Source organism: Thermomonas haemolytica (assembly GCF_004346265.1).
GTDB lineage: Bacteria > Pseudomonadota > Gammaproteobacteria > Xanthomonadales > Xanthomonadaceae > Thermomonas > Thermomonas haemolytica.
Genome location: NZ_SMAP01000002.1, coordinates 125091 through 151164, shown reverse-complemented (window position 1 = coordinate 151164; position 26074 = coordinate 125091). Strand labels below are relative to the sequence as shown.

27 protein-coding genes and 1 riboswitch are annotated in these 26074 nt (G+C 70.8%); of the genes, 7 read left to right on the top strand and 20 right to left on the bottom strand.

The window, feature by feature from the left end:
- Positions 1-60 precede the first annotated feature (60 nt).
- The 4 genes from EDC34_RS03840 (at position 61) to EDC34_RS03825 (ending at position 2474) form a co-directional block, all read left to right on the top strand.
- On the top strand, positions 61-735 hold the full coding sequence (locus EDC34_RS03840) for an energy transducer TonB (protein ID WP_114959461.1): 675 nt from the start codon (positions 61-63) through the stop codon (positions 733-735).
- Positions 736-822: 87 nt separating this feature from the next.
- Positions 823-1581: a MotA/TolQ/ExbB proton channel family protein gene (locus tag EDC34_RS03835; protein WP_114959462.1), complete on the top strand. Its 759-nt coding sequence runs from the start codon at positions 823-825 to the stop codon at positions 1579-1581.
- A gap of 35 nt (positions 1582-1616) precedes the next feature.
- Positions 1617-2048, top strand: a complete 432-nt coding sequence (locus tag EDC34_RS03830; protein WP_162797668.1) for an ExbD/TolR family protein — start codon at positions 1617-1619, stop codon at positions 2046-2048.
- Positions 2049-2060: 12 nt separating this feature from the next.
- Complete coding sequence (locus EDC34_RS03825) at positions 2061-2474, top strand: ExbD/TolR family protein (RefSeq protein ID WP_114959464.1); 414 nt, start codon at positions 2061-2063, stop codon at positions 2472-2474.
- A gap of 203 nt (positions 2475-2677) precedes the next feature.
- Here the strand turns inward: EDC34_RS03825 and EDC34_RS03820 are convergent, their stop codons facing one another.
- From EDC34_RS03820 to cls, 3 genes are read right to left on the bottom strand one after another with little or no spacing between them, the layout of a single operon-like run.
- Positions 2678-3433 (bottom strand): pyridoxine 5'-phosphate synthase, encoded by a 756-nt coding sequence (locus tag EDC34_RS03820; protein ID WP_114959465.1) that lies wholly within the window; start codon positions 3431-3433, stop codon positions 2678-2680.
- Positions 3430-3684: a hypothetical protein gene (locus EDC34_RS03815; protein ID WP_114959466.1), complete on the bottom strand. Its 255-nt coding sequence runs from the start codon at positions 3682-3684 to the stop codon at positions 3430-3432. The genes EDC34_RS03820 and EDC34_RS03815 overlap by 4 nt, the downstream gene beginning before the upstream one ends.
- 49 nt (positions 3685-3733) lie before the next feature.
- Positions 3734-5170 carry a cardiolipin synthase gene (gene cls / locus EDC34_RS03810; RefSeq protein ID WP_114959467.1) on the bottom strand — a complete coding sequence of 479 codons (1437 nt, stop codon included), beginning with the start codon at positions 5168-5170 and terminating at the stop codon, positions 3734-3736.
- A gap of 79 nt (positions 5171-5249) precedes the next feature.
- On the opposite strand from cls, the gene EDC34_RS03805 reads away from it, so the two are divergent.
- Positions 5250-6362, top strand: coding sequence for a PA0069 family radical SAM protein (locus tag EDC34_RS03805; protein ID WP_114959468.1), 1113 nt, complete (start codon positions 5250-5252; stop codon positions 6360-6362).
- A 41-nt stretch (positions 6363-6403) separates the two neighbouring features.
- Here the strand turns inward: EDC34_RS03805 and EDC34_RS03800 are convergent, their stop codons facing one another.
- From EDC34_RS03800 to phhA, 6 genes are all read right to left on the bottom strand, one after another.
- The gene (locus EDC34_RS03800) at positions 6404-7270 is read right to left on the bottom strand and encodes a pirin family protein (protein ID WP_114959469.1); all 867 of its coding nucleotides are present in this window, start codon (positions 7268-7270) and stop codon (positions 6404-6406) included.
- 24 nt (positions 7271-7294) lie between these two features.
- Positions 7295-9109 (bottom strand): SLC13 family permease, encoded by a 1815-nt coding sequence (locus EDC34_RS03795; RefSeq protein WP_114959470.1) that lies wholly within the window; start codon positions 9107-9109, stop codon positions 7295-7297.
- An 83-nt stretch (positions 9110-9192) separates the two neighbouring features.
- Positions 9193-10230 (bottom strand): class 1 fructose-bisphosphatase, encoded by a 1038-nt coding sequence (locus EDC34_RS03790; protein WP_114959471.1) that lies wholly within the window; start codon positions 10228-10230, stop codon positions 9193-9195.
- A 58-nt stretch (positions 10231-10288) separates the two neighbouring features.
- Positions 10289-11872 (bottom strand): DUF389 domain-containing protein, encoded by a 1584-nt coding sequence (locus EDC34_RS03785; RefSeq protein ID WP_114959472.1) that lies wholly within the window; start codon positions 11870-11872, stop codon positions 10289-10291.
- A 38-nt stretch (positions 11873-11910) separates the two neighbouring features.
- A complete protein-coding gene (locus tag EDC34_RS03780) occupies positions 11911-12489 on the bottom strand; it encodes a TMEM165/GDT1 family protein (RefSeq protein WP_114959473.1) in 579 nt (192 codons plus the stop codon).
- A gap of 1 nt (position 12490) precedes the next feature.
- Positions 12491-12675: riboswitch (yybP-ykoY riboswitch) on the bottom strand.
- 35 nt (positions 12676-12710) lie between these two features.
- A complete protein-coding gene (phhA, locus tag EDC34_RS03775; RefSeq protein ID WP_114959474.1) occupies positions 12711-13607 on the bottom strand; it encodes a phenylalanine 4-monooxygenase in 897 nt (298 codons plus the stop codon).
- A 115-nt stretch (positions 13608-13722) separates the two neighbouring features.
- Between phhA and EDC34_RS03770 the strand changes: the two genes are divergently transcribed.
- On the top strand, positions 13723-14208 hold the full coding sequence (locus EDC34_RS03770) for an Lrp/AsnC family transcriptional regulator (protein WP_425477438.1): 486 nt from the start codon (positions 13723-13725) through the stop codon (positions 14206-14208).
- A 32-nt stretch (positions 14209-14240) separates the two neighbouring features.
- Here EDC34_RS03770 and EDC34_RS03765 read toward each other — a convergent pair whose 3' ends face one another.
- The 5 genes from EDC34_RS03765 to EDC34_RS03745 all read right to left on the bottom strand — a co-directional run bounded on the left by EDC34_RS03765 (position 14241) and on the right by EDC34_RS03745 (position 19430).
- The gene (locus tag EDC34_RS03765; protein WP_114959475.1) at positions 14241-15749 is read right to left on the bottom strand and encodes an FAD-dependent oxidoreductase; all 1509 of its coding nucleotides are present in this window, start codon (positions 15747-15749) and stop codon (positions 14241-14243) included.
- A gap of 87 nt (positions 15750-15836) precedes the next feature.
- Positions 15837-16865 (bottom strand): patatin-like phospholipase family protein, encoded by a 1029-nt coding sequence (locus EDC34_RS03760; RefSeq protein ID WP_114959476.1) that lies wholly within the window; start codon positions 16863-16865, stop codon positions 15837-15839.
- A gap of 150 nt (positions 16866-17015) precedes the next feature.
- The gene (locus EDC34_RS03755; protein WP_162797669.1) at positions 17016-17573 is read right to left on the bottom strand and encodes a porin family protein; all 558 of its coding nucleotides are present in this window, start codon (positions 17571-17573) and stop codon (positions 17016-17018) included.
- Positions 17574-17703: 130 nt separating this feature from the next.
- On the bottom strand, positions 17704-18822 hold the full coding sequence (locus tag EDC34_RS03750; RefSeq protein WP_114959478.1) for a hybrid sensor histidine kinase/response regulator: 1119 nt from the start codon (positions 18820-18822) through the stop codon (positions 17704-17706).
- 65 nt (positions 18823-18887) lie between these two features.
- Complete coding sequence (locus EDC34_RS03745; protein ID WP_114959479.1) at positions 18888-19430, bottom strand: pseudouridine synthase; 543 nt, start codon at positions 19428-19430, stop codon at positions 18888-18890.
- A gap of 111 nt (positions 19431-19541) precedes the next feature.
- On the opposite strand from EDC34_RS03745, the gene EDC34_RS12215 reads away from it, so the two are divergent.
- A complete protein-coding gene (locus EDC34_RS12215; protein WP_162797670.1) occupies positions 19542-19835 on the top strand; it encodes a flagellar basal body rod protein in 294 nt (97 codons plus the stop codon).
- A 40-nt stretch (positions 19836-19875) separates the two neighbouring features.
- On the opposite strand, the gene EDC34_RS03735 is transcribed toward EDC34_RS12215, so the two are convergent.
- The 6 genes from EDC34_RS03735 to EDC34_RS03710 form a co-directional block, all read right to left on the bottom strand.
- Positions 19876-22089: an NADP-dependent isocitrate dehydrogenase gene (locus tag EDC34_RS03735; protein WP_114959481.1), complete on the bottom strand. Its 2214-nt coding sequence runs from the start codon at positions 22087-22089 to the stop codon at positions 19876-19878.
- A 65-nt stretch (positions 22090-22154) separates the two neighbouring features.
- Positions 22155-22640: a hypothetical protein gene (locus tag EDC34_RS03730; protein WP_114959482.1), complete on the bottom strand. Its 486-nt coding sequence runs from the start codon at positions 22638-22640 to the stop codon at positions 22155-22157.
- Positions 22637-23458 carry an NADPH-dependent 7-cyano-7-deazaguanine reductase QueF gene (queF, locus tag EDC34_RS03725; protein WP_114959483.1) on the bottom strand — a complete coding sequence of 274 codons (822 nt, stop codon included), beginning with the start codon at positions 23456-23458 and terminating at the stop codon, positions 22637-22639. Before queF ends, EDC34_RS03730 begins: the two co-directional genes overlap by 4 nt.
- Positions 23455-24561, bottom strand: a complete 1107-nt coding sequence (gene zapE, locus EDC34_RS03720; RefSeq protein WP_114959484.1) for a cell division protein ZapE — start codon at positions 24559-24561, stop codon at positions 23455-23457. The genes queF and zapE overlap by 4 nt, the downstream gene beginning before the upstream one ends.
- Positions 24558-25208, bottom strand: coding sequence for an alpha/beta hydrolase (locus EDC34_RS03715; protein WP_114959485.1), 651 nt, complete (start codon positions 25206-25208; stop codon positions 24558-24560). The genes zapE and EDC34_RS03715 overlap by 4 nt, the downstream gene beginning before the upstream one ends.
- Before the next feature lie 109 nt (positions 25209-25317).
- Positions 25318-25842, bottom strand: a complete 525-nt coding sequence (locus EDC34_RS03710) for a c-type cytochrome (protein WP_114959486.1) — start codon at positions 25840-25842, stop codon at positions 25318-25320.
- Positions 25843-26074 lie beyond the last annotated feature (232 nt).

Genomic DNA, 26074 nt, shown 5'->3' with positions numbered 1-26074 from the left:
AGCCGCTCAGATGACGCCCCGGTGCCGATGCCCGGGGCCCCCCACACCAGAGCCGTGCGCATGACGCAAGATCTCGCCTACATCGAGAAGAAAGAAGGCCGCGATAGCGGCTTGAGCTGGCCGCGCATCGCCGGTATCAGTTTCGCCATCGCGCTGCATGCCGCCGCGCTGTTGCTGCTGCTGTCGCCGGTCGCACCGCCCGCACCGGACGTGCAGAAGGACGACGTGGTCAGCGTCACCTTCATCGAACCCCCGCCGCCGCCGCCGCCGCCGCCGCCGCCGCCGCCGGAGCCGCCCAAGCAGCTCACCCCGCCGAAGACCCTGTCGCCGCCGCGGCCGACGCCTACCCTGCCGCCGCCGCCGGATGAACCGCCGGTCGTGCTGGATACGCCGCGTGCGGTCGACGTGGCCGCGCCGCCGCCGTCGCCGCCGTCGCCGCCGGCCTCCGTGCCCGACATCGGTTCCAGCGTGGATCCGTCCTCGCGCGCGATGAATCCGCCACGGTATCCGCCGGAGGAAATGCGTCGCGGCATTCAGGGTACTACGGTTCTGATCGTCGTCATTGATGCCAGTGGCGGCGTACTCGACGTCGAGATCGAGAAGTCCAGCGGCAACCGCAACCTGGACCGCGCGGCCCAGCAGGCGGCGCGCAAGTGGCGCTTCAACCCCGAGATCAAGAACGGGCAGAAGGTCGCCAGCCGCGTCCGCGTGCCCGTCGAGTGGAAGCTGAATTAAGCCGTTCACACGCAGTCCGTTCTACCCCGTTCCACCCCGTTCCACCTTTTCGTTCCACCCTCATCCACGACATCAAAAGGTAAGCGTATGTTGCAAGAAACTGCTGCCGCCGCACCTGCCGCCGCCGGAGGCAACAACGCCGCCGCGCTGCAGCAGATGGGCTTCGACCATCTGATCCAGGGCTTCGACGCGGTCGGCTGGGCCGTCTTCCTGACGCTGTCCATCATGTCGGTGATGTCCTGGTACTGGATCATCATCAACTTCATCAAGAACATGCGCCTGCGTGCGCGTGCTGACCGCGTCGTCGACACGTTCTGGGAAACCCCGAACGCGCAGGACGCCATCCGCTTCATGGAAGAGCAGCCGAAGTCCGAGCCGTTCTCCAAGATCGCGCTGGACGCCGCCCAGGCCGCGGCCCACCACTCGCGCCAGGACGGCTCGCGTCTGGCCGAGACCCTCAACCGTTCCGAGTTCGTGGACCGCGCGCTGCGCCAGGCCGTGACCCGCGAGTCGCTGAACCTGGAAGACGGCCTGACCGTGCTGGCCACCGTGGGTTCGTCGGCGCCGTTCGTCGGCCTGCTCGGCACCGTGTGGGGCATCTACCACGCGCTGATCAAGATCGGTTCCTCGGGCGACGCCTCGATCTCGGCGGTGGCCGGCCCGGTGGGCGAGGCGCTGATCATGACCGCGATTGGTCTGTTCGCCGCGATCCCGGCGCTGCTGGCCTACAACGCCTTCGTGCGCTTCAACCGCGTGACGAACAACCAGTTCGACACCTTCGCGCACGACCTGCACGACTTCTTCGCCACCGGCTCGCGCGTCGGCGAAGCGGCCGGCAAGCGCTGATCGGATCGACCGGAACCTGACGGAGGCCACGGACCATGGGTGCGAGTGTAGGCAATAAGGAAGACGGCGCGCCGATGGCGGAAATCAACGTCACGCCCCTGGTGGACGTGATGCTGGTGCTGCTGATCATCTTCATGATCACCACGCCGCTGATGAACCACAAGGTCAAGGTGGCGCTGCCGGAAGCGACGGTCGAGAAGAAGAAGGAAGAGAAACAGCAGGTGCCGCCGGTCACCATCACGGTGACCGATGCGGGCGAACTGTTCCTCAACGATGAGCCTTCCACCAAGGCGGCGATCGAAAGCCGCCTGTCGGTGGAGGCGCAGAAGACCCCGCAGCCGCCGGTGCAGATCCGCGCCGACAAGACCACCCACTACGGGCTGATCAACGACGTGGTGAAGATCGCCCAGCAGCAGGGTATCGCCAAGGTCGGCTTCGTCACCACGCCGCCGAAGAAGGGCCAGTAAGGAGAACGCACGATGGCCTTTTCGACCAACAAGTCTGGCGGCCCGATGGCCGACATCAACGTCACTCCGCTGGTGGACGTGATGCTGGTGCTGCTGATCATCTTCATGGTGACCATGCCGATCCAGTCCATCCCGGTGGACGTGGACCTGCCGCAGAAGACGGACAAGCCGCCGGAGAACCCGAAGGAGCCGCCGGATCCGATCCGCCTGCGCATCGATGCCTCGGGCCAGGTGTTCTGGAACGATTCCCCGGCCGCGGTGGGCGAGTTGCAGAAGCGCATGATGGAAGAAGTGGCGCGCGACCCGACCAACCAGCCGGAGCTGCAGATCGACACCAACGACCAGGCCGAATACGGCGTGCTGGCGAAGGTGCTGACCGCAGCCAAGAACGCCGAGATGGTCAAGATCGGCTTCGTCCAGAACTGATCCATCCGCAATACGTTGAAGATTTCCCTGCTCCGGTCTTGCGGAGCACGTCGTGGATGACGAAACGCCGCCTTCGGGCGGCGTTTTTTTTGTGCGCGATCAGGAGGCGATACCGTGCGCCGATGGCGTCTTGAGGTGCGCCTGCAGGCGCACTGCAATCAATAGAAGTGGGGCGGGACTCTGGATGGCGCCGGAAATCGGGCTCAGGCGGCGGCGCGCACCAGGGCGCGGTAGGCGCGCACGGTCGGCGCCAGGCCGGCATACAGCGCCTCGCCGATCAGGGCGTGCCCGATCGACACTTCCAGCACGCCGGGCACCGCGGCCAGGAACGCCGGCAAGTTGGCCTGGTTGAGGTCGTGCCCGGCATTGACCCCGAGGCCCGCGGCCTGCGCCAGGCGCGCGGTCGCCGCCGCAGCGGCCAGGGCGGCCTGCGGGGTGCCGGCGGCGAAGGCCTCGGCGTACGGGCCGGTGTACAGCTCCACCCGGTCGGCACCACAAGCGGCGGCCTGCGCGACATCTGGGTCGCCGACATCCACGAACACGCTTACCCGGCAGCCCAGCGCCTTGAACGCGGCCACCAGCGGGCGCAGCGCGGCACCGTCGCGGGCGAAGTCGAAGCCGTGGTCGGAGGTGAGCTGGCCATCGCCGTCCGGGACCAGGGTGACCTGCGCTGGGCGCACCGCCTCGCATAGCGCCAGCAGCCCCGGATAGCCCGGGCGCGGCGGCGCGAACGGATTGCCCTCGACGTTGAACTCCACCGCGCGGTGGCGGCACAGGGCGCCCAGCGCTTCCACGTCGTCCGCGCGGATGTGGCGTGCGTCCGGGCGCGGATGCACGGTGAGGCCGTCGGCACCGGCATCCAGGCAGGCGATGCCGGCCTGCAGCACGTCCGGCTCGCGGCCACCGCGCGAATTGCGCAGCACCGCGATCTTGTTGAGGTTGACGCTGAGCGCGGTCACGGCGCGTGGCCGGCGGTGTCGTCGTCGCGGCGCGCCTGCGCCTGCTCGCGCAGGCGGCGCAGCTCCGCCGGATCCAGCATCGCGGACACGTCGCGCCCGCTGCCCGCTACCCGCGCCTGGTACAGGCCCAGCACCCACAGCACGAACAGCACCAGCGCCGCCAACAGGCAGCCCAACAGCACCGCCATCGAATGGGTGAGGAAGGCGAACGCCATGGCGGCGAATGCCAGCAGGAGGAACAGCCAGTGCATGGGCGGCCTCGCGGAGTGGACTGGCGAGCAGTGTACGCGCGGCCGGCGGTCAAAGCAGCGGGGCCAGCAGGCGCGCCAGCGCCTCCGGAAGCCGCGCGCGCCACAGCGGCCGCGGACGATCGGGGCGCACCCGCGGCGCGAATGCGAACTCGCGTTCGATCTGCTGCGCCAACGTGGCGGCGACGCCGGCGTCCTCGAACAGCAGCGAGGCCTCGAAGTTCAGGCGGAAGCTGCGATGGTCGAAATTCGCGCTGCCGATGATGGCCAGCCCATCGTCCACCAGCAGCGCCTTGCTGTGCAGCATGCGCGGACCGTATTCGTACACCTTGACCCCGGCCGCCAGCAGGTCGTCGTAATAGGAGCGCACGCACCAGGTCACCAACCGGCTGTCGCTGATCCGCGGCACCAGCAGGCGCACGTCCAGCCCGCCGAGGGCGGCCGAGGTCAGCGCCATCATCGCCGCCTCGCCGGGCACGAAGTACGGCGTCGTCAGCCACACCCGCCGGGTGGCGACGTGGATGGCCGACACGTACATGCGGTGGATCGCCTCCCACGGCGAATCCGGGCCCGAGGTCAGCAGCTGCGCGCGCACCGGGCCGGGCAGCGGCGGCGGCATCGCGCGCACCACCTCGCCGACGAAATCGTCGCGCTCGGTAGCGTACGCCCAGTCCTCGACGAACACTTCCTGCAGCGAGCGCACGATGTCGCCCTCCACCCGCAGGTGCAGGTCGCGGTAGGCGTCCTCGCGCAGGCGCTCGTCCTCCTCGTCGGTGATGTTGATGCCGCCGAGGAAGCCGACCCGGCCGTCGATCACCACCAGCTTGCGGTGGGTGCGCAGGTTCATCCATGGCCGCTTCCACGGCGTCCACGGGCGCACCGGATGGAACCAGGCCAGCTCGCCGCCGGCTTCCAGCAGTGGTGCGAAGAAGCGGCGCGCGGCCTGCTTGGAGCCGACCGCATCCAGCAGCAGGCGTACCTTGACCCCGGCGCGCGCGCGCTCGACCAGGGCATCACGCAGTGTGCTGCCGGTGCGGTCGGGCTGGTAGATGTAGTACTCCAGGTGCACGTGGTCGCGCGCCCGGGCGATGGCCTCCAGCAGGGCCGGATATTTGCTGCCGCCGTCCACCAGCAACTGCACGGTGCGCGCGGTGCTGGGCGCCAGCCCGGTGGTGGCGTGCGCCAGCGTGCGCAGCTCGGCGCTGTCATCGCCGCCGGTGGAATCGGCGGGTAGCCGGGCGTGGTGGCGCAGGCGGCGCCTGCGGTGGCGCACGATCCGCTGCGGGCCGAGGAAGTAATACACCGCGAACCCGATATAGGGCAGCGCGGCCAGGCTGATCAGCCAGCTCAGGGTGGCCACCGGTTCGCGCTTCTGCAGCACGATCCAGCCGCCCAGCCACAGCAGGTACAGCAGCCAGCCGGCGAGCAGCCAGGCGTGGATGTGGGGAACCGCCCAGAGCGCGTCCCAGGCGGGGATCAAACCGGGCATCGGGGCATCCTTGGACGTGGGCGTCGGCGGGTGGATGATCGTCGCGGGCGGTGCGACCGCCAAAGGGTAGGCTGCGCGAATGGAGATTTCACCTGTCGCAGGCGATGACGATGCCGGGCGCGCGCAGGCGCCGATCCACGGCAGGGGCGCCGCCAGCCACCTGGCCGGTCGCTTCGCGCGCCAGCAGGCCTGCGCCGAGGACGATGGCTGGGGGTCGGTGTACGCCGCGCAGGCGGACGCGCCGGCGCTGCGCACCGAGGTGCGCGTCGAGCGCGCGCGCCGGGTGATCAGCCGCAACCAGTCGCCCGACCTCGGACTGCGGCAGTCGGTCAACCCCTACCGCGGTTGCGAGCACGGCTGCGCCTACTGCTTCGCGCGGCCCTCGCACGCCTATCTCGACCTGTCGCCGGGGCTGGATTTCGAGACCCGCCTGTTCGCCAAGACCAATGCCGCCGAGGTGCTGCGCACGGAACTGGCCCGGCCCGGCTACGTGCCGGCGCCGATCGCGCTGGGGATCAATACCGACGGCTGGCAGCCGATCGAGCGCCGCCACGGGATCAGCCGTGCCTGCCTGGAGGTGCTGCTGGCGGCGCGCCATCCGGTCAGCATCGTCACCAAGGGCAGCGCGCTGCGGCGCGATCTCGACCTGCTGGCGGCGCTGGCACGCGAGGGCCTGGTGCAGGTGCATGTGTCGGTGACCACCCTCGACAACGGGCTGTCGGCGCGGCTGGAACCGCGCGCCGCGGCCCCGCATGCGCGCCTGCGGCTGATCGCCGCGCTGCGCCAGGCCGGGGTACCGGTGGGCGTGCTGGTGGCGCCGGTGATCCCGGCGCTGACCGATGCCGAGCTCGAGCGCATCCTCGCCGCGGCGCGCGAGGCCGGCGCGCAGGCCGCTGGCTACGTGCTGCTGCGCCTGCCGCACGAACTCAAGGCGCTGTGGCGGCAGTGGCTGCAGCTGCACGTGCCGGATCGCGCGGCGCGGGTGATGGGCCTGCTGCGGCAGATGCACGGCGGGCGCGATTACGACGCCCGCTTCGGCCACCGCCAGCGCGGCAGCGGGCCGCTGGCGGACCTGCTGGAAAGGCGCTTTTCCACCGCCTGCCGGCGCCTCGGCTACGGCGCACTGCCGCCGCTGCGCTGCGACCTGTTCGCGCCGCCGCGGCCAGCGTCGCCCCAGGGCATGCTGTTCTGAAAGCCGCGCTGGCCTGAAGACGTCGGGAAACCGCGCGCCCTTCAGTATGCCGGTAGCGGGATGCGCTCGTCCGCGTCGCCCGGGATCAGGCCGAAGGCGCCGCGCTCCCAGTCCGCCTTGGCCTGCTCGATCCGTTCCTTCGAGCTCGACACGAAGTTCCACCACAGGTGGCGCGGGCCATCCAGCGGCTCGCCGCCGAACAGCATCGCCTTCAGCGGGGTCTTCGCGCGCAGCACGTGGCGCGCGCCGCGGTCGAGCAGCACCAGGTGTTTGGCGGGCACATCCGCGCCGTCCAGCTGGGCCTGGCCGTCCAGCAGGTAGAGCGCGCGTTCCGGTGCTTCCGCGGCGATCGCCAGTTCGGCCTCGGGCGCGAGGTCGACGGCGACGTTGAAGGTGTCCGCGAACACCTGCACCGGCGATTCCATCCCGAACCCGCGGCCGGCGATCACCCGCAGGCGCACGCCGTCGGCATCATCGCGCAACGGCAAAGTGGCGGCGGCGTGGTGGTGGAACGCCGGCGCGATCTCCTCGTGCGCCTTCGGCAGCGCCACCCAGGTCTGCATCCCGTGCAGGGCGTGCCCGGCGGCGCGCGGATCCGGCGGGGTGCGTTCGGAATGCGCGATGCCCCGGCCGGCGGTCATCCAGTTGACGTCGCCCGGCTGGATGTCCTGCACGCTGCCGAGGGTGTCGCGATGGCGCAGCACCCCGGCCCACAGGTAGGTGACGGTGGCCAGGCCGATGTGCGGATGCGGGCGCACGTCGAGCCCGCGGCCCGGCTCGAACAGCGCCGGCCCCATGTGGTCCACGAACACGAACGGGCCGACGCTGCGCGCCTGCAGGCTGGGCACGGCGCGGCGCACGTCGAAGCCGCCGAGATCGTGGCTGCGAGGAACGATCAGGGTGGTCATCGCGCCTCCTCGACGGCGTGGCCGTCAACCGAAATGCGGCAGCAGCGGCCCTTTGAGCCACAGCCAGCGCGCCATCCACGCGCTGACGAAGCCGATCAGCACGGTCAGCGGCAGGCCGACCCGCAGGAAATCCCCGAAGCGGTATTGCCCGGGGCGCAGGATCAGCAGGTTGCCGTGGTGGCCGATCGGGGTGAGGAAGGCCACCACCGCGCCCATCGCGGTGCACACCACGAACGGCGTCGGCGGCAGGTGCAGCGCCTGTGCCAGCGAAATCGCGACCGGCCCCAGCAGCGCCACCGTCGCGGCATCCGACATCGGCTGGGTCAGCAGCGCGGCGGCGGTGAACATCACCAGCAGGACTGCCAGCGGCGGCCAGTGTGCGACCAGGTGCGCCAGCCCGGTGGCCAGCAGGTCGGCGGTACCGGTCTGTTCCATCGCGATCCCCAGCGGGATCACCCCGGCGATCATCACGAAGATGCGCACGTCGATCGCGCGGTAGGCCTGGCGGATGTCGATGCAGCCGGTCGCCACCATCATCACCGCGCCGAGCAGGAAGGCCAGCGGTGCCGGCAGCCACTCGCTGGCGGCGATCAGGACGGTGGCGCCCAGGATCGCCAACGCCAGCGGCGCGCGCAGCCGGCGTTTGGCTTCGCCCGCGAACGGCGCGAGCAGCAGGAAGCCGTGATGGGTGGCCAACTCGGCAAAGCGCGAGGGCCGCCCCCACAGCACCAGCAGGTCGCCCTCGCGCAGGCGTGCGTCGGAGAGGCGCTCCGCCACCGGCCCCGAGTGCCGCCACAACCCGACCACCACCGCGTGGAACTGGCGCGAGAAATCCAGCTCGCGGATGCTGCGGCCGATGAACTCCGAGCCCGGCGCGACCACGGTCTGCACCAGCTGCGGGGTGCCTTCGCCGCTGAGGGTGTCGTGGAAGCGTGCGATCGCGTTGAGGTCCAGCCCGGGATCGTCATGCAGCGACATCAGCTCGTCGGCGCTGGCTTCCACAAGCAGGACGTCGCCGCCCAGCAGCGGGCTGCCGGCGGTGAGGTCGCTGCGGCGCACGCCGTCGCGCAGCCAGCCGAGCACCTGCACCGACGGGCCGATCGCCTTCTGCATCTCGGCCAGGGTGCGGGTGGCCCATTGCCCGCCGGGCACCACCAGCAGCTCGGTGCGGAAGCGGCCCAGGCGCAGGTAGTCGTCCTCGCCGCCCTCGCCGCTGCGCTTGGGCAGCAGCCAGCGCGCCGCTAGCATGTACAGGGTACCGACCACCACCAGCGCGACGCCGATCGGGGTGATCGCGAAGATGCCCAATCCTTCGCTGCCGATGCGCTGCAGCTGGTCGTTGGCGAGCAGGAACGCCGGCGCGCTGACCAGGGTAAGGGTCGTACCCAGCGAGGCCGCCAGCGACATCGGCATCAGCAGGCGCGAGGCCGGCAAATGGCGGTCGCGCGCGTGCTTCAGCAGCAGCGGCAGCATCATCGCGGTCACCATCACGTGGTGGGTGAACGAGGCCAGCAGCGCCACCATCGGCATCACCACCGCGATCGTGCGCCACTCGCTGCGGCCGCTGGCGCGCCCGATCCAGGCGCCGATATGCTCGGTGACCCCGGTGGCGGCCAGCGCGCCGGAGATCACGAATACCGCGGCGACGATGATCGCCGGCTCGCTGGCGAAGCCGGACAGCGCCTGCTTGGAATCGAGGGTGCGGGTCAGCACCAGCGCCAGCAGGATCAGCATCGCGGTGATGTCGATCCGCAGCTTTTCGGTGACGAACAGATACAGGCCGCCGGCCAGGATCAGGCCGAACGCGATCTGGGGCCACAGGTGGTGGGCGATGTGCATGCACCCATTCTGCCCAAAATCCGGGCACGCACCGCATTCCGGCCCGGAATGCGGTGCGGCCGCCCGGTTCTGTCGCGCCGGGATCAGCCGGCGGCGGCGTCATGCCGCAGGTGGTAGGCCACCGCGGCCTCCACTTCGGCCTTCGAACCCAGGAACACCGGCACCCGCATGTGCAGGCCGGTGGGCTGCACCTCCAGCATGCGCGTCCGTCCGGTGCTGGCGGCGCCGCCGGCCTGTTCGACCAGGAAGGCCATCGGGTTGGCCTCGTACATCAGCCGCAGCTTGCCGCCCTTGGGCGCGCACTTGCTGTCCAGCGGATAGCTGAAGATGCCGCCGCGGGTCAGGATGCGGTGCACGTCGGCCACCATGCTGGCCACCCAGCGCATGTTGAAGTCCTTGCCGCGCGGGCCGTCCTTGCCCCGCAGCAGGTCGCCGACGTACGCCTGCATCGGCGGCTCCCAGAAGCGCTGGTTGGACATGTTGACCGCGAATTCCTTGGTTTCCTCCGGGATGCGCATGCCGCGCACGGTCAGCACGAAGCTGCCTACCTCGCGGTCCAGGGTGAAGGCGTGGGTGCCGTGGCCGACGGTGAGGACCAGCGTGGTCTGCGGGCCGTACACGCAGTAGCCGGCCGCCACCTGCGCGGTGCCGGGCTGCAGGAAATGTTCGTCGCCTGGGGTGGTCACGCCTTCCGGGCAGCGCAGCACCGAGAAGATGGTGCCCACCGAGACGTTCACGTCGATGTTGGAGCTGCCGTCCAGCGGATCGAACAGCAGCAGGTAGTTGCCGCGCGGGTACACATCGGGGATCGGCTGGCTGTGGTCCATCTCCTCCGAGGCCAGCCCGGCCAGGTGGCCGCCCCAGGCATTGGCTTCCAGCAGGATTTCGTTGGAGAGCACGTCCAGCTTCTTCTGCGCCTCGCCCTGCACGTTGATGCTGGCCTGCCCGGCCTCGCCGGCGTCGCCCAGCACCCCGCCCAGCGCGCCCTTGCCCACCGCGATGGAGATGCGCTTGCAGGCGCGTGCCACCACTTCCACCAGCAGCCGCAGTTCGGGAGTGATGCGGCCGGCGCGCTGTTCCTCGATCAAAAAGCGGGTCAGCGAGATCTGGGCTTGCGTCATGGGCACGGCCTCGGCGGGTACGGAGGCGCGCATTGTCGCCGATGTCGCACGCACAGGCTCATTCCGAAGCAGGACGCAGCTGCAACACGGCGGGGCTGCCGCGGCGCCGGGTGACCTCGCCCACCTGCAGATGATGGGCCGCCAGCGCGGCGCGTGCGGCATCGTCCCAGTGATCGAGCGCAGTGGCATCGCGGCCGACGAGGAGTACATCCACGCGTCCGGCCTGCCAGCGCTCCAGTGCCCACGCCTGCGCGTCCAGCGCCGCCTGTCCGTTCGCATCGGGCGCCGCTTCGCGGGCGTTGCCGCTGGCCATCGGAATGGCGGGCAGGGTCTGCAGCGCGGGGATCACCACCAGCGGCGCGGCGCCATCCTTGCGTTGCCTGGCCAGGTCGCGCTCCATCTGCTGCGCGCGAAGCGGCGGCACGCGGGCATCCGCCGCCAGCCGGAACTCCCAGCGGGCCCCGTCCTCGCTGCGTTCCAGGCGGCCCAGGTAGGGCAGCAAGGCCTGGATGAGCTGCATCCGCGTATCCTGCGCCGCCTGCTGGCGCTGCAGGCGCAGGTTCTCGGCATCCTGCAAGGCCAGCACGCTGCGCTGGAGTTCGGCCAGGGTGCCTTGCTGGCGCGCGAAACTGGCGTCGTCCGAGGTCAGCACCTCGCGGATGTGCACGACGGCCTGCCTGCCCAGCTGCGCCTCCAGCTGGCCTTGCAGCGTGGCCTCCAGGCCGCCGACATGGTGCGGCACCATGATCACCGCATCCACGCCGATGCTCTCGTCATTGGCCTCCACCCGCAGCGCGGAAATCCGGCCGTTGGCCGCGGCGACGGCCTGCTGGAGGGTGTTGCGCACGGTGAGCTGGACCTGCGATTGCTGCGCGATCCGCTTGAGCGCAAGGCCGAGCGGCACCGACAGCAGCACGAACACGGTCACGATCAGGATCGCCTGCCAGACCGTCTGCTTGGGGGTATCCGCGCCACCGAAGCCATACCAGCGCGCGACGATGGTGACCGACAGCGCGATCGCCAGCAGGTTGGTCATGAACAGGAAGGCGGCGCCGCCGGCCACGTCCCAGTTCGCCACCGCGATCCCGAAGCCGACCACCGCCAGCGGCGGCATCAGCGCGGTGGCGATCGCCACCCCGACGATGGTCTCGCCCTTGCGGGTGACCGTGGCGTAGGCGCCGGCCAGGCCGGACAGCACCGCCACCAGCAGGTCGAACAGGGTGGGCCGGGTGCGCGCCAGGATTTCGCTGGTCGCCGCCTGCAGCGGCGAGAGCCAGACGATGCCGATCGCGATCGCCAGCGCCAGCCCGATGCCGATCGCCAGCGATCCCAGCGATTCGCGCACGGTGCGCAGGTCGAAGGTGGCCAGGCCCATGCCCAGCTCGATGATCGGCCCCATCAGCGGCGAGATCAGCATCGCGCCGATGATGACCGCGGCGGAGTTCTGCAGCAGGCCGAGGGTGGCGATGCCGCAGGACATCACCACCATGAAGGCATAGCGCGGACCGGCACGGCCGCCCTCGTGGACGTGCTCGAGCACCGCGATGCGGTCGATGCCGTCCACCAGCCGGGTCTTGCGCCACTGCCGCGCCCACCGCCACCACGCCGCGGGGGAGGCCAGATCGAACCGGGAACTGTCCATGCGCCAAGGATAGCGGGGTGCCGCGCCGCGACGAGGGCTCAGAACCCGAAGCGCGCGCCCGCCCCGAGCAGGGTGGCGAGGCCGAGCAGGGCGAAGATCACCGCGGCCACCGCGTGCACCAGGCGCATCGGGATGCGATGGGCCAGCTTGTCGCCGAGGAACACCGCGGGCACGTCCGCCACCAGCATGCCGGCCGTGGTGCCGATCACCACCCCCAGCGGCGAGGCGTAGTGCGCGGCCATCGCCACCGTGGCGACCTGGGTCTTGTCGCCCATTTCCGCGAGGAAAAAGGTCACCAGGGTGGCGCCGAACACACCGAAGCGTTGCGCGATCCGGGTTTCCTCGTCTTCGATCTTGTCCGGCACCAGGGTCCACGCCGCCATGCCGAGGAAGGACAGGCCCAGCACCCAGCGCAGCACCGCCGGGTCGAGCGCGCTTGTGATCCACGCGCCGAGCGCGCCGGCGAGGCCGTGGTTGACCAGGGTTGCTGCGAGGATGCCGAGCACGATCGGCAGCGGCTTCTTGAAGCGCGCGGCGAGCAGGAAGGCGAGCAACTGGGTCTTGTCGCCGATCTCGGCCAGGGCGACCACGGCGGCGGGGACGAACAGGGATTCCATCGGTACTCCCGGGCCGGATCACGGACGCATGACCACGACGCCTCCCCGGCCACGGATGGAGGCGCTGTGGTCAAAGGTCTTGCCAAGCACGGGAACCTGCCTGCGCCACGGCCGGCTGGCCGAGTATGTTGACGCAAGCCCCGTCGCGCGGACGGGAGGCTACTCCCCAATGACGGGGCGCATTGTAGCAGGCGCGGCTGCCCGGCTCCCCCGCGCCGGCGTCACACGTCGCCGCCGTTGGCCCAGCCTTCGCCGCTGCCGCGCTGGAACACGTGGTCGGTGGGCAGCACGCTGCCGGCCGGGATCGTGTCCTGCCCGGCCAGGCGCGCATAGATCGGGGTGAAGTCCGGCCGCGTCGCGTCCATCAGCTGTTCGAAGCTGTCGATCACGAAGTAGGTCTTCTGGAAGGTGTCGATGCGGTAGCGCGTGCGCATCACCCGCTCCAGGTCGAAGCCGATCCGGTTCGGCGCCGCGGATTCCAGGCAGTGGATGGATTCGCCCTTGGAGCTGACGATGCCGGCGCCGTAGATGCGCAGGCCGTCGGGCTGGCGGATCAGCCCGAACTCCACCGTGTACCAGTACAGCCGCGCCAGCTGCATCAGCGCGTCCGGGCCAATCGCGTGCGCCTTCACGCCGCCCTTGCCGTAGGCCTCCAGGTAGTCGGCGAACAGCGGGTCCATCAGCAGCGGCACGTGCCCGAACAGGTCGTGGAAGAGATCGGGTTCCTCGATGTAGTCGATCTGGTCGGGGCGGCGGATCCACCAGCTCACCGGGAAGCGGCGATGGGCGAGATGGGTGAAGAAATCCAGCTCCGGCAGCAGCCCTTCCACCCCGACGATCTGCCAGCCGGTGGCCGCGCCCAGCGCCGCGTTGAGATCGGAGAACTTCGGGATGCGGTCGGGCGTCATCCCCATCGTGTCCTGCGCGCGCAGGAAGGCATCGCAGGCGCGGCCGGGCAGGATCTCGCGCTGGCGCGCGTACAGCCGGCGCCACACGTCGTGGTCGGTGGCGGTGTAGCTCTCCCACGGCTGCTCCACGGTGCCGGTGGCGTAGACCGGCAGCGATCCGCGGTCGGTCTGGATGTTCTCGAGGCGGCGGGGCGTGGGCAGGGCGGACATGGCGGATCCGGCAGGCGGCTTGGGCCTTCCAGCCTAAGCCGCGGGCGGCGCAAGATGTCTGCGTTGTTGCGCAGATATCGGAAATACGCGCAATATAATTGCGTATGAACGTGGAATGGTGGAGAAAATGTCCGGGTATTCGCTGGATCGGATCGACCTGTTGCTGCTGGCGGAACTCCAGCGCGCGGCGCGCCAGACCAATGCCGAGCTGGCCGAGCGCGTGCACCTGTCGCCCTCGGCCTGCCTGCGCCGGGTGCAGCGGCTGGAGCGCGCCGGGGTGATCGCCGGCTACCGCGCCGAGGTCGATCCGGAAAAGCTCGGCCTGGGCCTGCAGGCGTTCGTCCGGGTGCAGCTGAAGAGCCACGACGCGGCGCGCATCGCGGTGTTCGCCGAACAGGTGAACGGCTGGCCGGAGATTGTGGCCTGCCACGCCCTGACCGGCGACATGGACTACCTGCTGCAGGTGGTGGTGCGCGACCTCGAGCATTTCTCACGCTTCCTGCTGGACAAACTGCTGGCGCAGGCCGAGGTGGCCGACGTCAACACCAGCTTCGTGCTGCGCACGGTCAAGCGTGCGCAGGCCTTGGTGCCGGAGGCGTAAGGCCCAGCCGGCAGGCCGCGGTCACCGGGCCATCACCGCGCGCCGGCCAGCGTCGCCTCCAGTTCCAGCAGCGCGCGGTCGCGGCCGATCGCGGCGGCGGCCACCAGTTGTCCGCCACGGTAGTAGCGCACCAGGCAGTCGCCGGCGGCGGGATCGCCGTCCAGCTCCAGGTTGTCCCAACCGCGGCCGTGGCCGACGTAGCGCAGCTCGATGTCGGCCTGGTGGGTCCAGAAGAACGGCGGCACTGCGTAGGCCACCTCGTCGCCCAGCATCGCATCGGCCACCGCCTGGCCCTGGCGCTGGGCATGCACCCAGTGCTCCACCCGCGCCCAGCCATCGGCATGCGGATAGCACGCCGCGTCGCCGGCGGCGTACACCCCGGGCGCCGAGGTGCGCAGCCCGGCATCCACCCGGATGCCGTCCTCCACCGCGAGGCCGGCCGCCTGGGCCAGCGCGGTGCGTGGCTTCACCCCGACCCCGAGCAGCACCGCGTCCACCGCCAGCGTGCTGCCATCCGACAGCCGTAGCGTGCGGCCATCGAAACCTTCGGTCTTGCAGCCAAGGTGGAACACGATGCCCTGCGCGCACTGCCGGGCCAGCAGGTTGGCCGCCAGCGCATCGCCCAGCAGGCCGGCCAGCGGCAGCGCCTCGGGCGCGACCACGTGCACCTCCAGCCCGCGGCTGCGCAGCGCGCCGGTTGCTTCCAGCCCGATGAACCCGGCACCGACGATCGCCAGCGTGCGCGCGCCATCCAGCGCGGCCAGCAGCGCATCGGCATCGGCCAGGCTGCGCAGGGTGAACACGTTGGGCGCATCGAAGCCGGGCAGGCGCACCGGCTCGGCGCCGGTGGCCAGCAGCAGCGCGTCGTAGTCGAACACCGCGCCGTCGGCGCAGCGGACCTGGCGCGCGCCCGGGTCCAGCGCCGCGACCGTGCAGCCCAGGTGCAGCGCGATCCCTTGCGCGGCGTATTCCTCGGGCGCCTGCAGCGGGATCCAGTCCGCCGGCGCATTGCCGGCGAGGTAGTCCTTGGACAGGTTGGGCCGATCCACCGGCGGCGCGCGGTCTTCGCTAAGCAGCGCGATGCTGCCGCCGAAGCCGCGCTCGCGCAGGCGGCGCGCGCAGGCATACCCGGCCGCACCGCCGCCGACGATCACCACCTTGCGCGGCGCGACCTCCACCGCCGTTGCGGCCTCGGGTGCGGGCGACGACGCGGCGCGCACGTAGGCCATGCCGTCGCGCACCTCCACCTGCCAGCAGGCCAGCGGTGCGAACGCCGGGGCATGCACGGCGCGGCCATTGCGCAGGTCGAAGCAGGCGTGGTGCCACGGGCAGCGGATTTCATCGCCCACCCGCAGGCCCTCGCCCAGCGGCGCGCCGTAGTGGCTGCAGCTGCCCGAGACCGCATGCAGGGCTCCGCCCACGCGCGCCAGCAGGACCCGCTGGCCGTCCACTTGCCCGGCGAGCACGCCGTCATCGGGAATCGCGGAGATGGCGATGCCGCGGCCGAAATCCGGCCCGCTGGCCGGGGTGTGATCGCCCATGGTCGACTCCCGATCGCTGCAGGGCCTCCAGCCTTGCCCGCGTGCGATTCAAATGGCGTGAAGGCGGATCGGGAATGGTGGCGACGGTCAGTTGGCGCGGCAGTCCGGATCGCGCCGCCACTTGTCCAGCCAGCCGCTTTGCTGCGCGCAGCGGGCCTTGCGCTCGGCCTCGCGCTGCTGCGCTGCGCGCGCCTCGGCCTGCGCGCGGGCCTGCGCCAGGCGCTGCGCCTGCATCGCGGCGATCTTCGCGCGGATCTGCGGCAGCGCGGCCTGGGCGGCGCGCTCGCCTTCCAGGATCGCGCGGTTGCGGGCCGCGAAATCCGCCGGGCCGATGTCGTTCACCGCGGGGCGGATCACCACGTCGGCGCGCGCCAGCTCGGCCGCGCCCAGCTTCTGGCCCATGATCGCGATGCTGCGGTTGACGTTGCCGAGCAGGCTGCCGGCATCGGCGCTGCCGGTGGGCTTGGTGGAGATGTCCACCGCGATCACGATGTCGGCGCCCAGCTCGCGCGCGGCGTCCACCGGCACCGGGCTGACCACGCCTCCGTCCACGTAGTGGTATTTGTCGATCGCCACCGCTTCAAACACCCCGGGGATGGCGCTGGAGGCGCGCACCGCCTGGCCGACGTTGCCGCGCACGAACACCGTGCGCTGGCCATCCTCCAGGCGCGTGGCGACCGCGGCGAACGGCTTCTTCAGGCGCGCGAAGGAACGGCCGTCGAGCTGCGCGTTCACGTAGTCCTGCAGCTTCTGCCCCTTCACCAGCCCACCCGAGAACAGGCTGACGTCGCGGATGCTGGCCTCGTCCAGCGCCACCGCCTTCTGCTGCAGCGCGTAGGCATCCATGCCGCCGGCATACAGCGCGCCGACCACGCTGCCGGCGCTGGTGCCGGCCACCACCGCCGGCTGGATGCCGTTGGCCTCCAGCATCTTGATCACGCCGATGTGGGCGAAGCCCTTGGCGGCGCCACCGCCCAGCGCCAGCCCGATCTTCAGCGGCGGCACCGATACGGCGGGTGTGGTCGTAGCCGGCGCGGCCACGGGCGGGGCCTTGGGCGTGCTGGCGCAGGCGGCCAGCAGGGTGGCGATGCAGGCGAGGACGAACGGCTGGCGCATGGACAGGATCCGGTCACATGGATGGGACGGCCGCCGAGCTTAAGCCCGCACCCTGAAACCGTGGCCGAATCGACTGTAGCCGGCCCCGAAAACACGACTGCCGCCTTGCGGCGGCAGTCGTACTCCAACTCCTTGGGGAAGGAGGTTGGTTCAGAAGCGCGCTTCCAGGCCCAGCGACAGGGTGTTGGCGCTGATGCGCAGGCCGTCGCCCGAGCCCTGGTTGTGGTCGTAGTTCAGGCTGACGCCGAAGGTCTTGCTGAAGTCGTAGCCGGCGCCGATGCCGTAGTACGGCTTGGTCGAGGTCGCGCTGCCGTTGCCCAGCGAGGAGTTGACCGAGAGCTTGCCGCGGGCGATGCCGCCGCGCAGCTGCACGAAGAAGCCGAGGTCGGTCGGGGTCGCGTGTTCCTTGACCACCACGCCGAGGCCGATCGAGGACAGCTTGCCCTTCGCATAGTCCACGCCATCGTTGTACAGGGTCTGGTCGTAGAAGCGGCTGTAGTTGCCTTCCACGGCGAAATTCGAATTGAACCAGTAGCCGCCGCGCAGCGAGTAGGCGGTGTCATCGTCATGCGCGCTGTCGCCGCCGTCGAGGCTGCCCTTGACCTTGCTCTGGCCGACTTCGGCGCGAACGAACCCGTCTCCGGCGAAGGCGGAGGCCGACAGGACGGACAGGGCCAGCGCGCAGGCCAGCATCAGGGACTTCTTCATGTGCAACTCCTTGTGTATGGGTATGCGCCGCCAATCCCGGCGGCCCGCGCATATTAGTGACCGCGGGTGGGATCGCCAATGCGTGCGCAGCGGCGCGCTGCACGCGCGCATCCGGCCGGGTGCGCCCTGCTCAGTTGCAGCGCGACTCGCAGCGGGCTTCGGGCAACTCCAGCAGGAATCGCGCGCCGCCGCCTTCGCGGTCCTCGTACCACAGCTGCCCGCCGGCATTGACCACGATCTGGCGCGCCAGCGCCAGCCCCAACCCATTGGAGTGGCCGGGGTCTTCGCCGTTCCCGCGCAGGCGTTCGAACGGCTGGAACAGCCGCGGCTGGAAGAACGCCGGCACGCCGGGGCCGCGGTCCTGCGCCACCACCTGCCAGTAGCCGGGGGCACCGGCGCGCGCCACCAGCTCCAGCTCGCCGCCGCCGCGGGCGTACTTGAGCGCGTTGCTGATCAGGTTCTCGCCCACCTGGCGCAGCACCTGGCGGCTGATCGCCACGCAGGCCTCGGTCTCCGGCGGCTGTACCCGCAGGCGCAGGCCGTGCGCCTCCAGCTGCAGTTCGTAGCGGGCCGCCAGCCAGTGCAGGGTCTCGCCGAGGTGGGCACAGCCCCCGGACGCTGCGCCGCCGGCGCGCGCGGGGTTGGCCTGGGTGTCGAGGTAGTCGTGGATGTAGGTCAGCGCCTCGCGGGTGCTGTCCTCGATGATCTGCAGGTAGCGTGGCGCGCGTTCCGGCCGGCAGTCGGGCTGGGCCAGCATCTCGCAGGCGAACAGCACGCTGGTCAGCGGATTCTTGAGGTCGTGCGCGACCAGGGTGACCAGCGCCTGGCGCTCGCGCGCCACCTGCTCCAGGCGGTCGCGGGTCAGCTTCAGCCGCAGGTGCACCTGCACCCGTGCCAGCAGTTCCTCGGCGCTGCACGGCTGGCCGATATAGTCCACCGCGCCGGCATCGAAGGCGCGCAACAGCCGGGTCTGGTCGGGAGTGGCGGTCAGCACGATGATTGGCACGGCCTGTAGTGCCGCGGTCGCATGCAGCCCGTGCAGCAGTTCGACCGCCGTGGTGCCGGGAATCGGCAGGTCCAGCAGGATCAGGTCCGGCGGTTGCGCCTGCGCCAGCGCGAGTGCCTGTTCGGCATCCGCGGCGCGCATTACCTCATGGCCGTTTTCGCCCAGCAGTGCACACGCCGGGCAACTCGGAGGCTGGGCCGTTACGATCAGGATGCGGCCGGTGCGGGCGATCTGGTGCGGCATCCTGCAGGCTCCTTGCCGGGCTGGAGGGCTACGCTAGCAGAGCCCGCACGTGGCGGATAGCGCATTCAGGCCGAGGCCAGTTCCCGCCACTCCCCGGGCTGCAACCCCTGCAGGCGGTGCGGACCGATCGCCACCCGCACCAGGCGCAGGGTCGGCAGGCCGACCGCCGCGGTCATCCGCCGCACCTGGCGGTTGCGGCCTTCGCGCAGTTCCAGTTCCAGCCAGGCATCCGGCACTGTTTTGCGGAAGCGCACCGGCGGGTCGCGCGGCCACAGCGCCGGCGCGGCCAACAGGCGTGCGCGGGCCGGGCGGGTGGGCCCATCGCTGAGCCGCACGCCCTCGCGCAGCTGCTGCAACTGGGCTTCGCCCGGGGTGCCCTCCACCTGCACCCAGTAGGTCTTGGGCTGCTTGTGGCGGGGGTCGGTCAGGCGGTGCGCCAGGCCGCCGTCATCGGTCAGCAGCAGCAAGCCTTCGGAATCGAAATCCAGGCGCCCGGCGGGATACACGCCCGCGGGCAGGCCGAACCCCGCCAGCGTCGGCCGCGGGCTGGCGCTGCGGTCGGTGAACTGGCACAGCACGCCGTAGGGTTTGTTGAAGGCGATCAGCATCCGCGTCCGCCCTGGCCGGTGCCTGCGATGCGGCATCCGTGACCGCCGGCACGGTCATGGCTGCGGCCCGGGCGCAGACTGCCAGCCGAGAGCACGCCGGAGAAACGCGTCATGTCGGTATCCACCACGGCTTCAAGCGGGCTGCAGGCCGCGCAGCGGCAGCTGGATGCGGCGGCCTCCGTGATCGCCCGCCAGCCGCTGGCGGAGGCGGCCGGCCCCCGGGTGGAGCAGGCCGACAGGGCAACCGGCGGGGTTTCCACGTCCCTGCGGAGCGATGCGTCGGCGTCCGGGCTGGAAGGCGCGCTGGTCGATGCGCGCGCGGCCACCTACGCGTTCCAGGCCAACTTGAAGGTGCTGCGCACGCAGGATGCCCTGCTGGGCACCCTGCTCGACGTGCGCGCCTGAACCCGCGGCGGGCGCGCTGGCCGGCGCGCGGCGCGGCCGCTCAGAGCGTGGCCAGCGCCGCATTGAAGGTGGTGCTGGGACGCATCGCGGCGGACAGCCTGGCCATGTCCGGGCGGTAATAGCCGCCGATGTCCACCGGCTTGCCCTGCACCGCGATGAGCTCCTCGACGATCTTCGCCTCGAACTCCGCCAGCCGCCGGGCCAGCGGCGCGAAGGTCTCCGCCAGCGCGGCATCGGTGGTTTGCGCGGCCAGCGCCTGCGCCCAGTACAGGGCCAGGTAGAAATGACTGCCGCGATTATCAATGGTACCCAGCTTGCGGCCCGGCGATCTGTCGTTGTCCAGGAAGGTGGCAGTGGCCGCGTCCAGCGCGTCCGCCAGCACCTGCGCGCGGGCGTTGCCGGTGGCGTTGGCCAGATGCTCCAGCGAGGCCGCCAGCGCCAGGAACTCGCCCAGCGAATCCCAGCGCAGGTAGTTTTCTTCCAGGAACTGCTGCACGTGCTTGGGCGCGCTGCCGCCGGCACCGGTCTCGAACAGGCCACCGCCGGCCAACAACGGCACGATCGAGAGCATCTTCGCGCTGGTGCCCAGCTCCAGGATCGGGAACAGGTCGGTGAGGTAGTCGCGCAGCACGTTGCCGGTCACCGAGATGGTGTCCTGGCCGGCGCGGATGCGCGCGAGCGAGAGCTTCATCGCCTCCACCGGCGCCAGGATGCGGATGTCCAGACCGGTGGTGTCGTGCTCGCCCAGGTAGCGTTCGACCTTGGCGATCAGGTGGCGGTCGTGCGCGCGCTGCGGGTCCAGCCAGAACACCGCGGGGGTGTTGCTCAGGCGCGCGCGGGTGACGGCCAGCTTCACCCAGTCGCGGATCGGCGCGTCCTTGGTCTGGCACATGCGCCAGATGTCGCCGGCCTTGACCGCATGTTCCATCAGCACATGGCCGGCCTCGTCCAGCACCTGCACCACGCCGTCGGCGGTGATCTGGAAGGTCTTGTCGTGGCTGCCGTATTCCTCGGCCGCCTGCGCCATCAGGCCGACGTTGGACACGCTGCCCATGGTCGCCGGGTCGAACGCGCCGTGCGCCTTGCAGTCGTCGATCACGGCCTGGTAGATGCCGGCATAGCAACGATCCGGGATCACCGCCTTGGCGTCCTGCAGCTGGCCCTGCGCGTTCCACATACGCCCGCCGTCGCGGATCATCGCCGGCATCGAGGCATCCACGATCACGTCGGAAGGCACGTGCAGGTTGGTGATGCCCTTGTCGGAGTTCACCATCGCAAGTGGCGGGCGCTGCGCATACAGCGCGGCGATGTCGGCCTCGATCTGCGCGCGGGTTGCGCCGTCCAGCTGCGGCAGGCGCGCGTACAGATCGCCGATGCCGTTATTGGGGTCGAAGCCGATGCGCTCCAGCGTCGCGGCGTGCTTCTCCAGCACCGGGGCGTAGAAGCGGCGCACCACGATGCCGAACATGATCGGGTCGGACACCTTCATCATGGTCGCCTTCAGGTGCAGCGAGAACAGCACCCCGCGCGCCTTGGCGTCTTCGATCTGGGCATCCACGAAGGCGGCCAGGCGGTCGGCGCGCATCACGCTGGCGTCCAGCATCTCGCCCGCCTGCACCGGCACCGGCGCGCGCAGCGGGAAGCGGCTGCCGGTGGCGCTGGTGAACTCGATCCGCACGCTGCCGGCGGCGGGCATGGTCACGGACTGCTCGCTGCCGTAGAAATCGCCATCGTCCATGTGCGCCACGTGCGCGCCGCTGTCGGCCGACCACGCCGCCAGCTTGTGCGGATGCTTGCGCGCATAGGCCTTCACCGCCTTCGGCGCGCGGCGGTCGGAATTGCCTTCGCGCAGCACCGGGTTCACCGCGCTGCCCTTGACCCGGTCGTAGCGCGCCTTGATGTCCTTCTCCGCATCGCTTTGCGGTGCGTCGGGGTAGTCCGGCAGCGGGAAGCCCTGCGCCTGCAGTTCGGCGATCGCCGCCTTCAGCTGCGGGATCGAGGCGCTGATGTTGGGCAGTTTGATGATGTTGGCTTCGGGGGTCTTCGCCAGTTCGCCCAGCGCGTGCAGGTCGTCGGCCACCGCCTTGTCGTCCAGCCGCTCCGGGAACTGCGCCAGGATGCGCGCCGCCAGCGAGATGTCGCGGGTTTCCACCGCCACCCCGGCGGTCTGCGCATACGCCTGCACGATCGGCAGGAAGCTGGCGGTGGCGAGGAACGGGGCCTCGTCGGTCAGGGTGTAGAGGATCTTGGACATGGCGGCTCGCGGACGCTGGGGAAGCCGCCATTGTCGCGCATCCATGCGGGCGCGGAAACGCGCGCTCACGGCGCGGCGGCGGCCACCTCGAAGACCCGCGCCTGCGCCAGCTGGCCGTCGAGCAGCAACTCCAGGCGGTACTGGCCGTCCGGCCAGGCATCCGGTTTGCTGAGCTGCAGGGTGGTCAGCACGCGCCCGGGCCCGGCCACCGGCTTGCGTTCCTCGAGCACGGTCTGGCGGGTGTCGAGGTAGGTCCAGCGCGCGTCCAGCGCGTGCGCAGCGGCATCCGGCAGCACCAGTTCGATGCTGGCGTGGAAGGTGTCGCGCGGCGCGAACCGCACCAGCGGCTGCACCACCTGGCCCTGCGCATCCACCGCGTTGCCGAGCTCCAGGCGCGTGATGCGCGCGCCGCTGGCGGGCGCCGGCGGCGCGACGGGGCGGGCAGGTACGGCAGCGGTGCCAGTGGCGGCCGGCGGCGTCGCGCGCTGGCAGCCCGCCGGCAGCGCGGCCAGTGCCGGCAGCAGGATGGCGATGCGCGCGACCGCGTTCACTGGCGCAGGCTGCGGCGCGGCGGTGGCGGCGTGCAGCCGGGGCTGCCGCGCCAGGGGTTGATGTCCAGCCCGCCGCGGCGGGTGTAGCGCGCTTCCACCGACAGCCACTGCGGCGCGCAGCGCGTGAGCAGATCGACGAAGAGCTGCTCCACGCACTGCTCGTGGAAGCCGGCGTGTTCGCGGAAGCTGACGATGTAGCGCAGCAGCCCGGCGCGGTCGAGGCGCGGGCCGCGGTAGGCGATGCTGACGTCGGCCCAGTCGGGCTGGCCGGTCACCGGGCAGTTGGACTTCAGCAGCGCGCTGGTGAGCGTCTCCTCCACCACGGTGGTGGCGTCCGCCTGCAGCAGCGCGGCATCCGGCGGGCCGTAGTGGTCGATGGCGATGTCCAGCCCGTCGATGCTGATGGCCGTGCCGTCATCCTCCTGCAACGGTGCAAGCCCGAACGCCAGTGCGACCGGCGCGCCCGCGGCGGTGGACAGGTCGGCCTCGATCCGCGCGCGCACGGCGTCGGCATGTTCGAAGCGGGTGGCGTTGAGCGAGTTCAGGTAGAGCTTCAGCGATTTCGATTCGACCAGATGCGGCGAATCCGCCGGCACCTGCAGGGTGGCGGTGGCCACGCAGGGCTTGCCGCGCGCATCCAGCCACGACAGCTCGAACGCCTGCCAGCGGTCATGGCCAACGAAGGGCAGCGCCGCGCCGAGGCCCAGCCGGGCGCGCGCCGGCGCGCGCGGGATCGGGTACAGCAGGCCGGGATCGTAGGCGGAAGGGTAGGCAGTGTCGCGGCCCAGCGGCGAGCCGTCGGGAGTCTGTGTGCTCATTCGCTGTGGTGCTCGTGGGACAGGTATTCGGTGGATTGCATCTCGGTCAGGCGCGAGGACGTGCGCTCGAACGGGCCGGCCAGGTCCTCGCCGGCATACAGCGCCATCGGCGGCGCTTCGGCGGTGCACACCAGGTTGACGTGGCGGTCGTACAACTCGTCGATCAGGTTGACGAAGCGGCGCGCGGCGTCGTCGCGCAGGGCGTCGAAGCGCGGGATGCCGCCGAGGAGCACGGTGGCGAACTCGCGCGCGATCTCGATGTAGTCGGTGGTGCCGCGCGGGCCTTCGCACAGCGCGTTGAAATCGAACCAGGCCATATCGTGGGCGAGCGCGCGCACCGGGATCGCGCGGCCGTCGATGGTGAGCTCGGTATCGCGCTGGCGGTCGTCGCCGCCGAGTTCGTGCCAGCGTTGTTCCAGCCAGGCGTCGGAGTCGGCGTCCAGCGGCGTGCGGTACACCGGCGAGCGGGTGAGCGCGCGCAGGCGGTAGTCGGTGTCGCTCACCAGCGCGATCACCTCGCATTCGCGCTGGATGAGGTCGATCGCCGGCAGGAAGCGCGCCCGCTGCAGGCCGCCCTTGTACAGCTCGGACGGCGCGCTATTGGAGCTGGTGACCAGCACCACGCCCTCGGCGAACAGGCGGTCCAGCAGGCGCTCCAGCAGCATGGCGTCGCCGATGTCGCTGACGAAGAACTCGTCGAGCACCAGCACCCGCAGCGCCTGCCGCCACTGCCGCGCGATCGCCGCCAGCGGGTCGCGCTCGCCGGCATGCGCGCGCAGGCCCTCGTGCACCTCGCGCATGAAGCGGTGGAAGTGGGTGCGGCGTTTCTGCGCCAGCGGCAGCCCGGCGAAGAACAGGTCGATCAGGAAGGTCTTGCCGCGGCCCACCCCGCCCCACAGGTACAGCCCGCGCACGTGCGCAGCGCGCTGGCCGTTGCCCAGCAGCCGGCCCAGCAGTCCGGGGGTGGGCGCGCTGGCCAGCAGTTCGCGCTGGAGGCGGTCGAGCGCGCGCAGGGCCGGCTGTTGCGCGGGGTCGTCCAGCCAGTCGCCGCGCGCCACGCCCTCGGCATAGCGCTGGGAAGGAAGCAAAATTGCGCCGCTCATGCCGGAGCCACGGGCGGCAGCCAGTCGCGGATGCCGTTCTTCAGCGCGCCGCGCAGGTCCATCAGCCGGCGGTGGAAGAAATGCCCGGTGTCCGGCATCTCCACCAGCTGCGGTGGCCGCGGCAGGCCGGCGACCCAGGCCCGCACCGCGGCGGCATCCACGATTTCGTCGGCCTGGCCCTGGATGACCAGCCACGGCACCTCGGGCAGGACGATCCCGTCGAAGTCCCAGCCGCGGCCGACCGGTGGCGCGATGCTGATCAGCGCACCCGCGCCCAGCTCCGCCGCGCCGCGCAGCGAGACCCAGGCCCCGAAGCTGAAACCGGCCAGCCACAGCGCATGTTCCGGAAACTGTCGCCGCGCCCAGGCGGCGACTGCGCGCAGGTCGTCCAGCTCGCCGCGGCCGTCGTCGAAGGCCCCGTCCGAAGCCCCTACCCCGCGGAAATTGAAGCGCAGGGTGGCGATGCCGCACTCGCGCAGGGCGCGCGCGGCCATCGTCACCACCTTGTTATGCATGGTGCCGCCTTCGGTCGGCAGCGGATGGCAGACGATCGCCAGCACCGGCCGCGCGGGGGCGTCGGCGGGGTCGAGTGCGATCTCGAGGCGACCGGCGGGGCCGGCAATGGTGGTGGGGGTATCCATGTCCATGCCGCGGATGATGCCGAAGCGGGCGTTAAACCGGGTCGGGTGCGCCGCTGCCCCGTGGAAACGAAGACGCCGCCCGCAGGCGGCGTCCGCGCGGGCCGGCCAGGCGCGCTTACTTCTTGCTCTGCGCCACCATGTATTCGACCGCGGCCTTGATCTGGTCGTCGGTCAGGGCCGGGTTGCCGCCCTTGGCCGGCATCACGCCCACGCTGCCCTGGAAGCCGGAGATCGCCTTCTTCACCAGCTCGTCGATGCCCTGCTGGGCCACGCGCGCGCCGATCCCGGCGGCGTCCAGCTTGGGCGCGCCGCCAACGCCGGCGGTGTGGCAGCCGGTGCAGGGGCCATTGTTGAAGATCTCGGCGCCGTCGGTGCGCCCACCGAAGGGCACGTTCGCCACGGCGGCGGCCGCCGCCGCTGCCGCCGCCGCCGCCTGGGCCGCCGCGCCGGTGGCCCCGGCATACACCGCGCCGACCGGGGCGATCCGCGCCAGGGTCTTCTGCTCGGCCATCGGATCGGTCGGGTACACCACCTTGCCGTTCAGGTAGTGGGCAAACAGGATCAGGCCCACCATCACCAGGAACAGGAAGGCGATCACCATCGAGAAACGCTTCAGGAAAGCCAAGTCGTACGCGCGCACAGTGCCCCCGCAAGTCGTGGCCGAAGTTGGCCATTCAGCCCCGATTATTCCAGAAACCGGACGCGCCATGCGAGACGGGGCATGGCACCGCTGCCTGGGACCTGGGCGGTTCCGCGCGGATTTCGGCGTGGTCGCCCATTCAGGAAAGCTTCAGAGCGCACTCAAACCGTGACCTAGTTGACAGGCCGCCCGTTCAGCGGCGATAAACCGACCTTCAAGCCGCCTGGCCGGG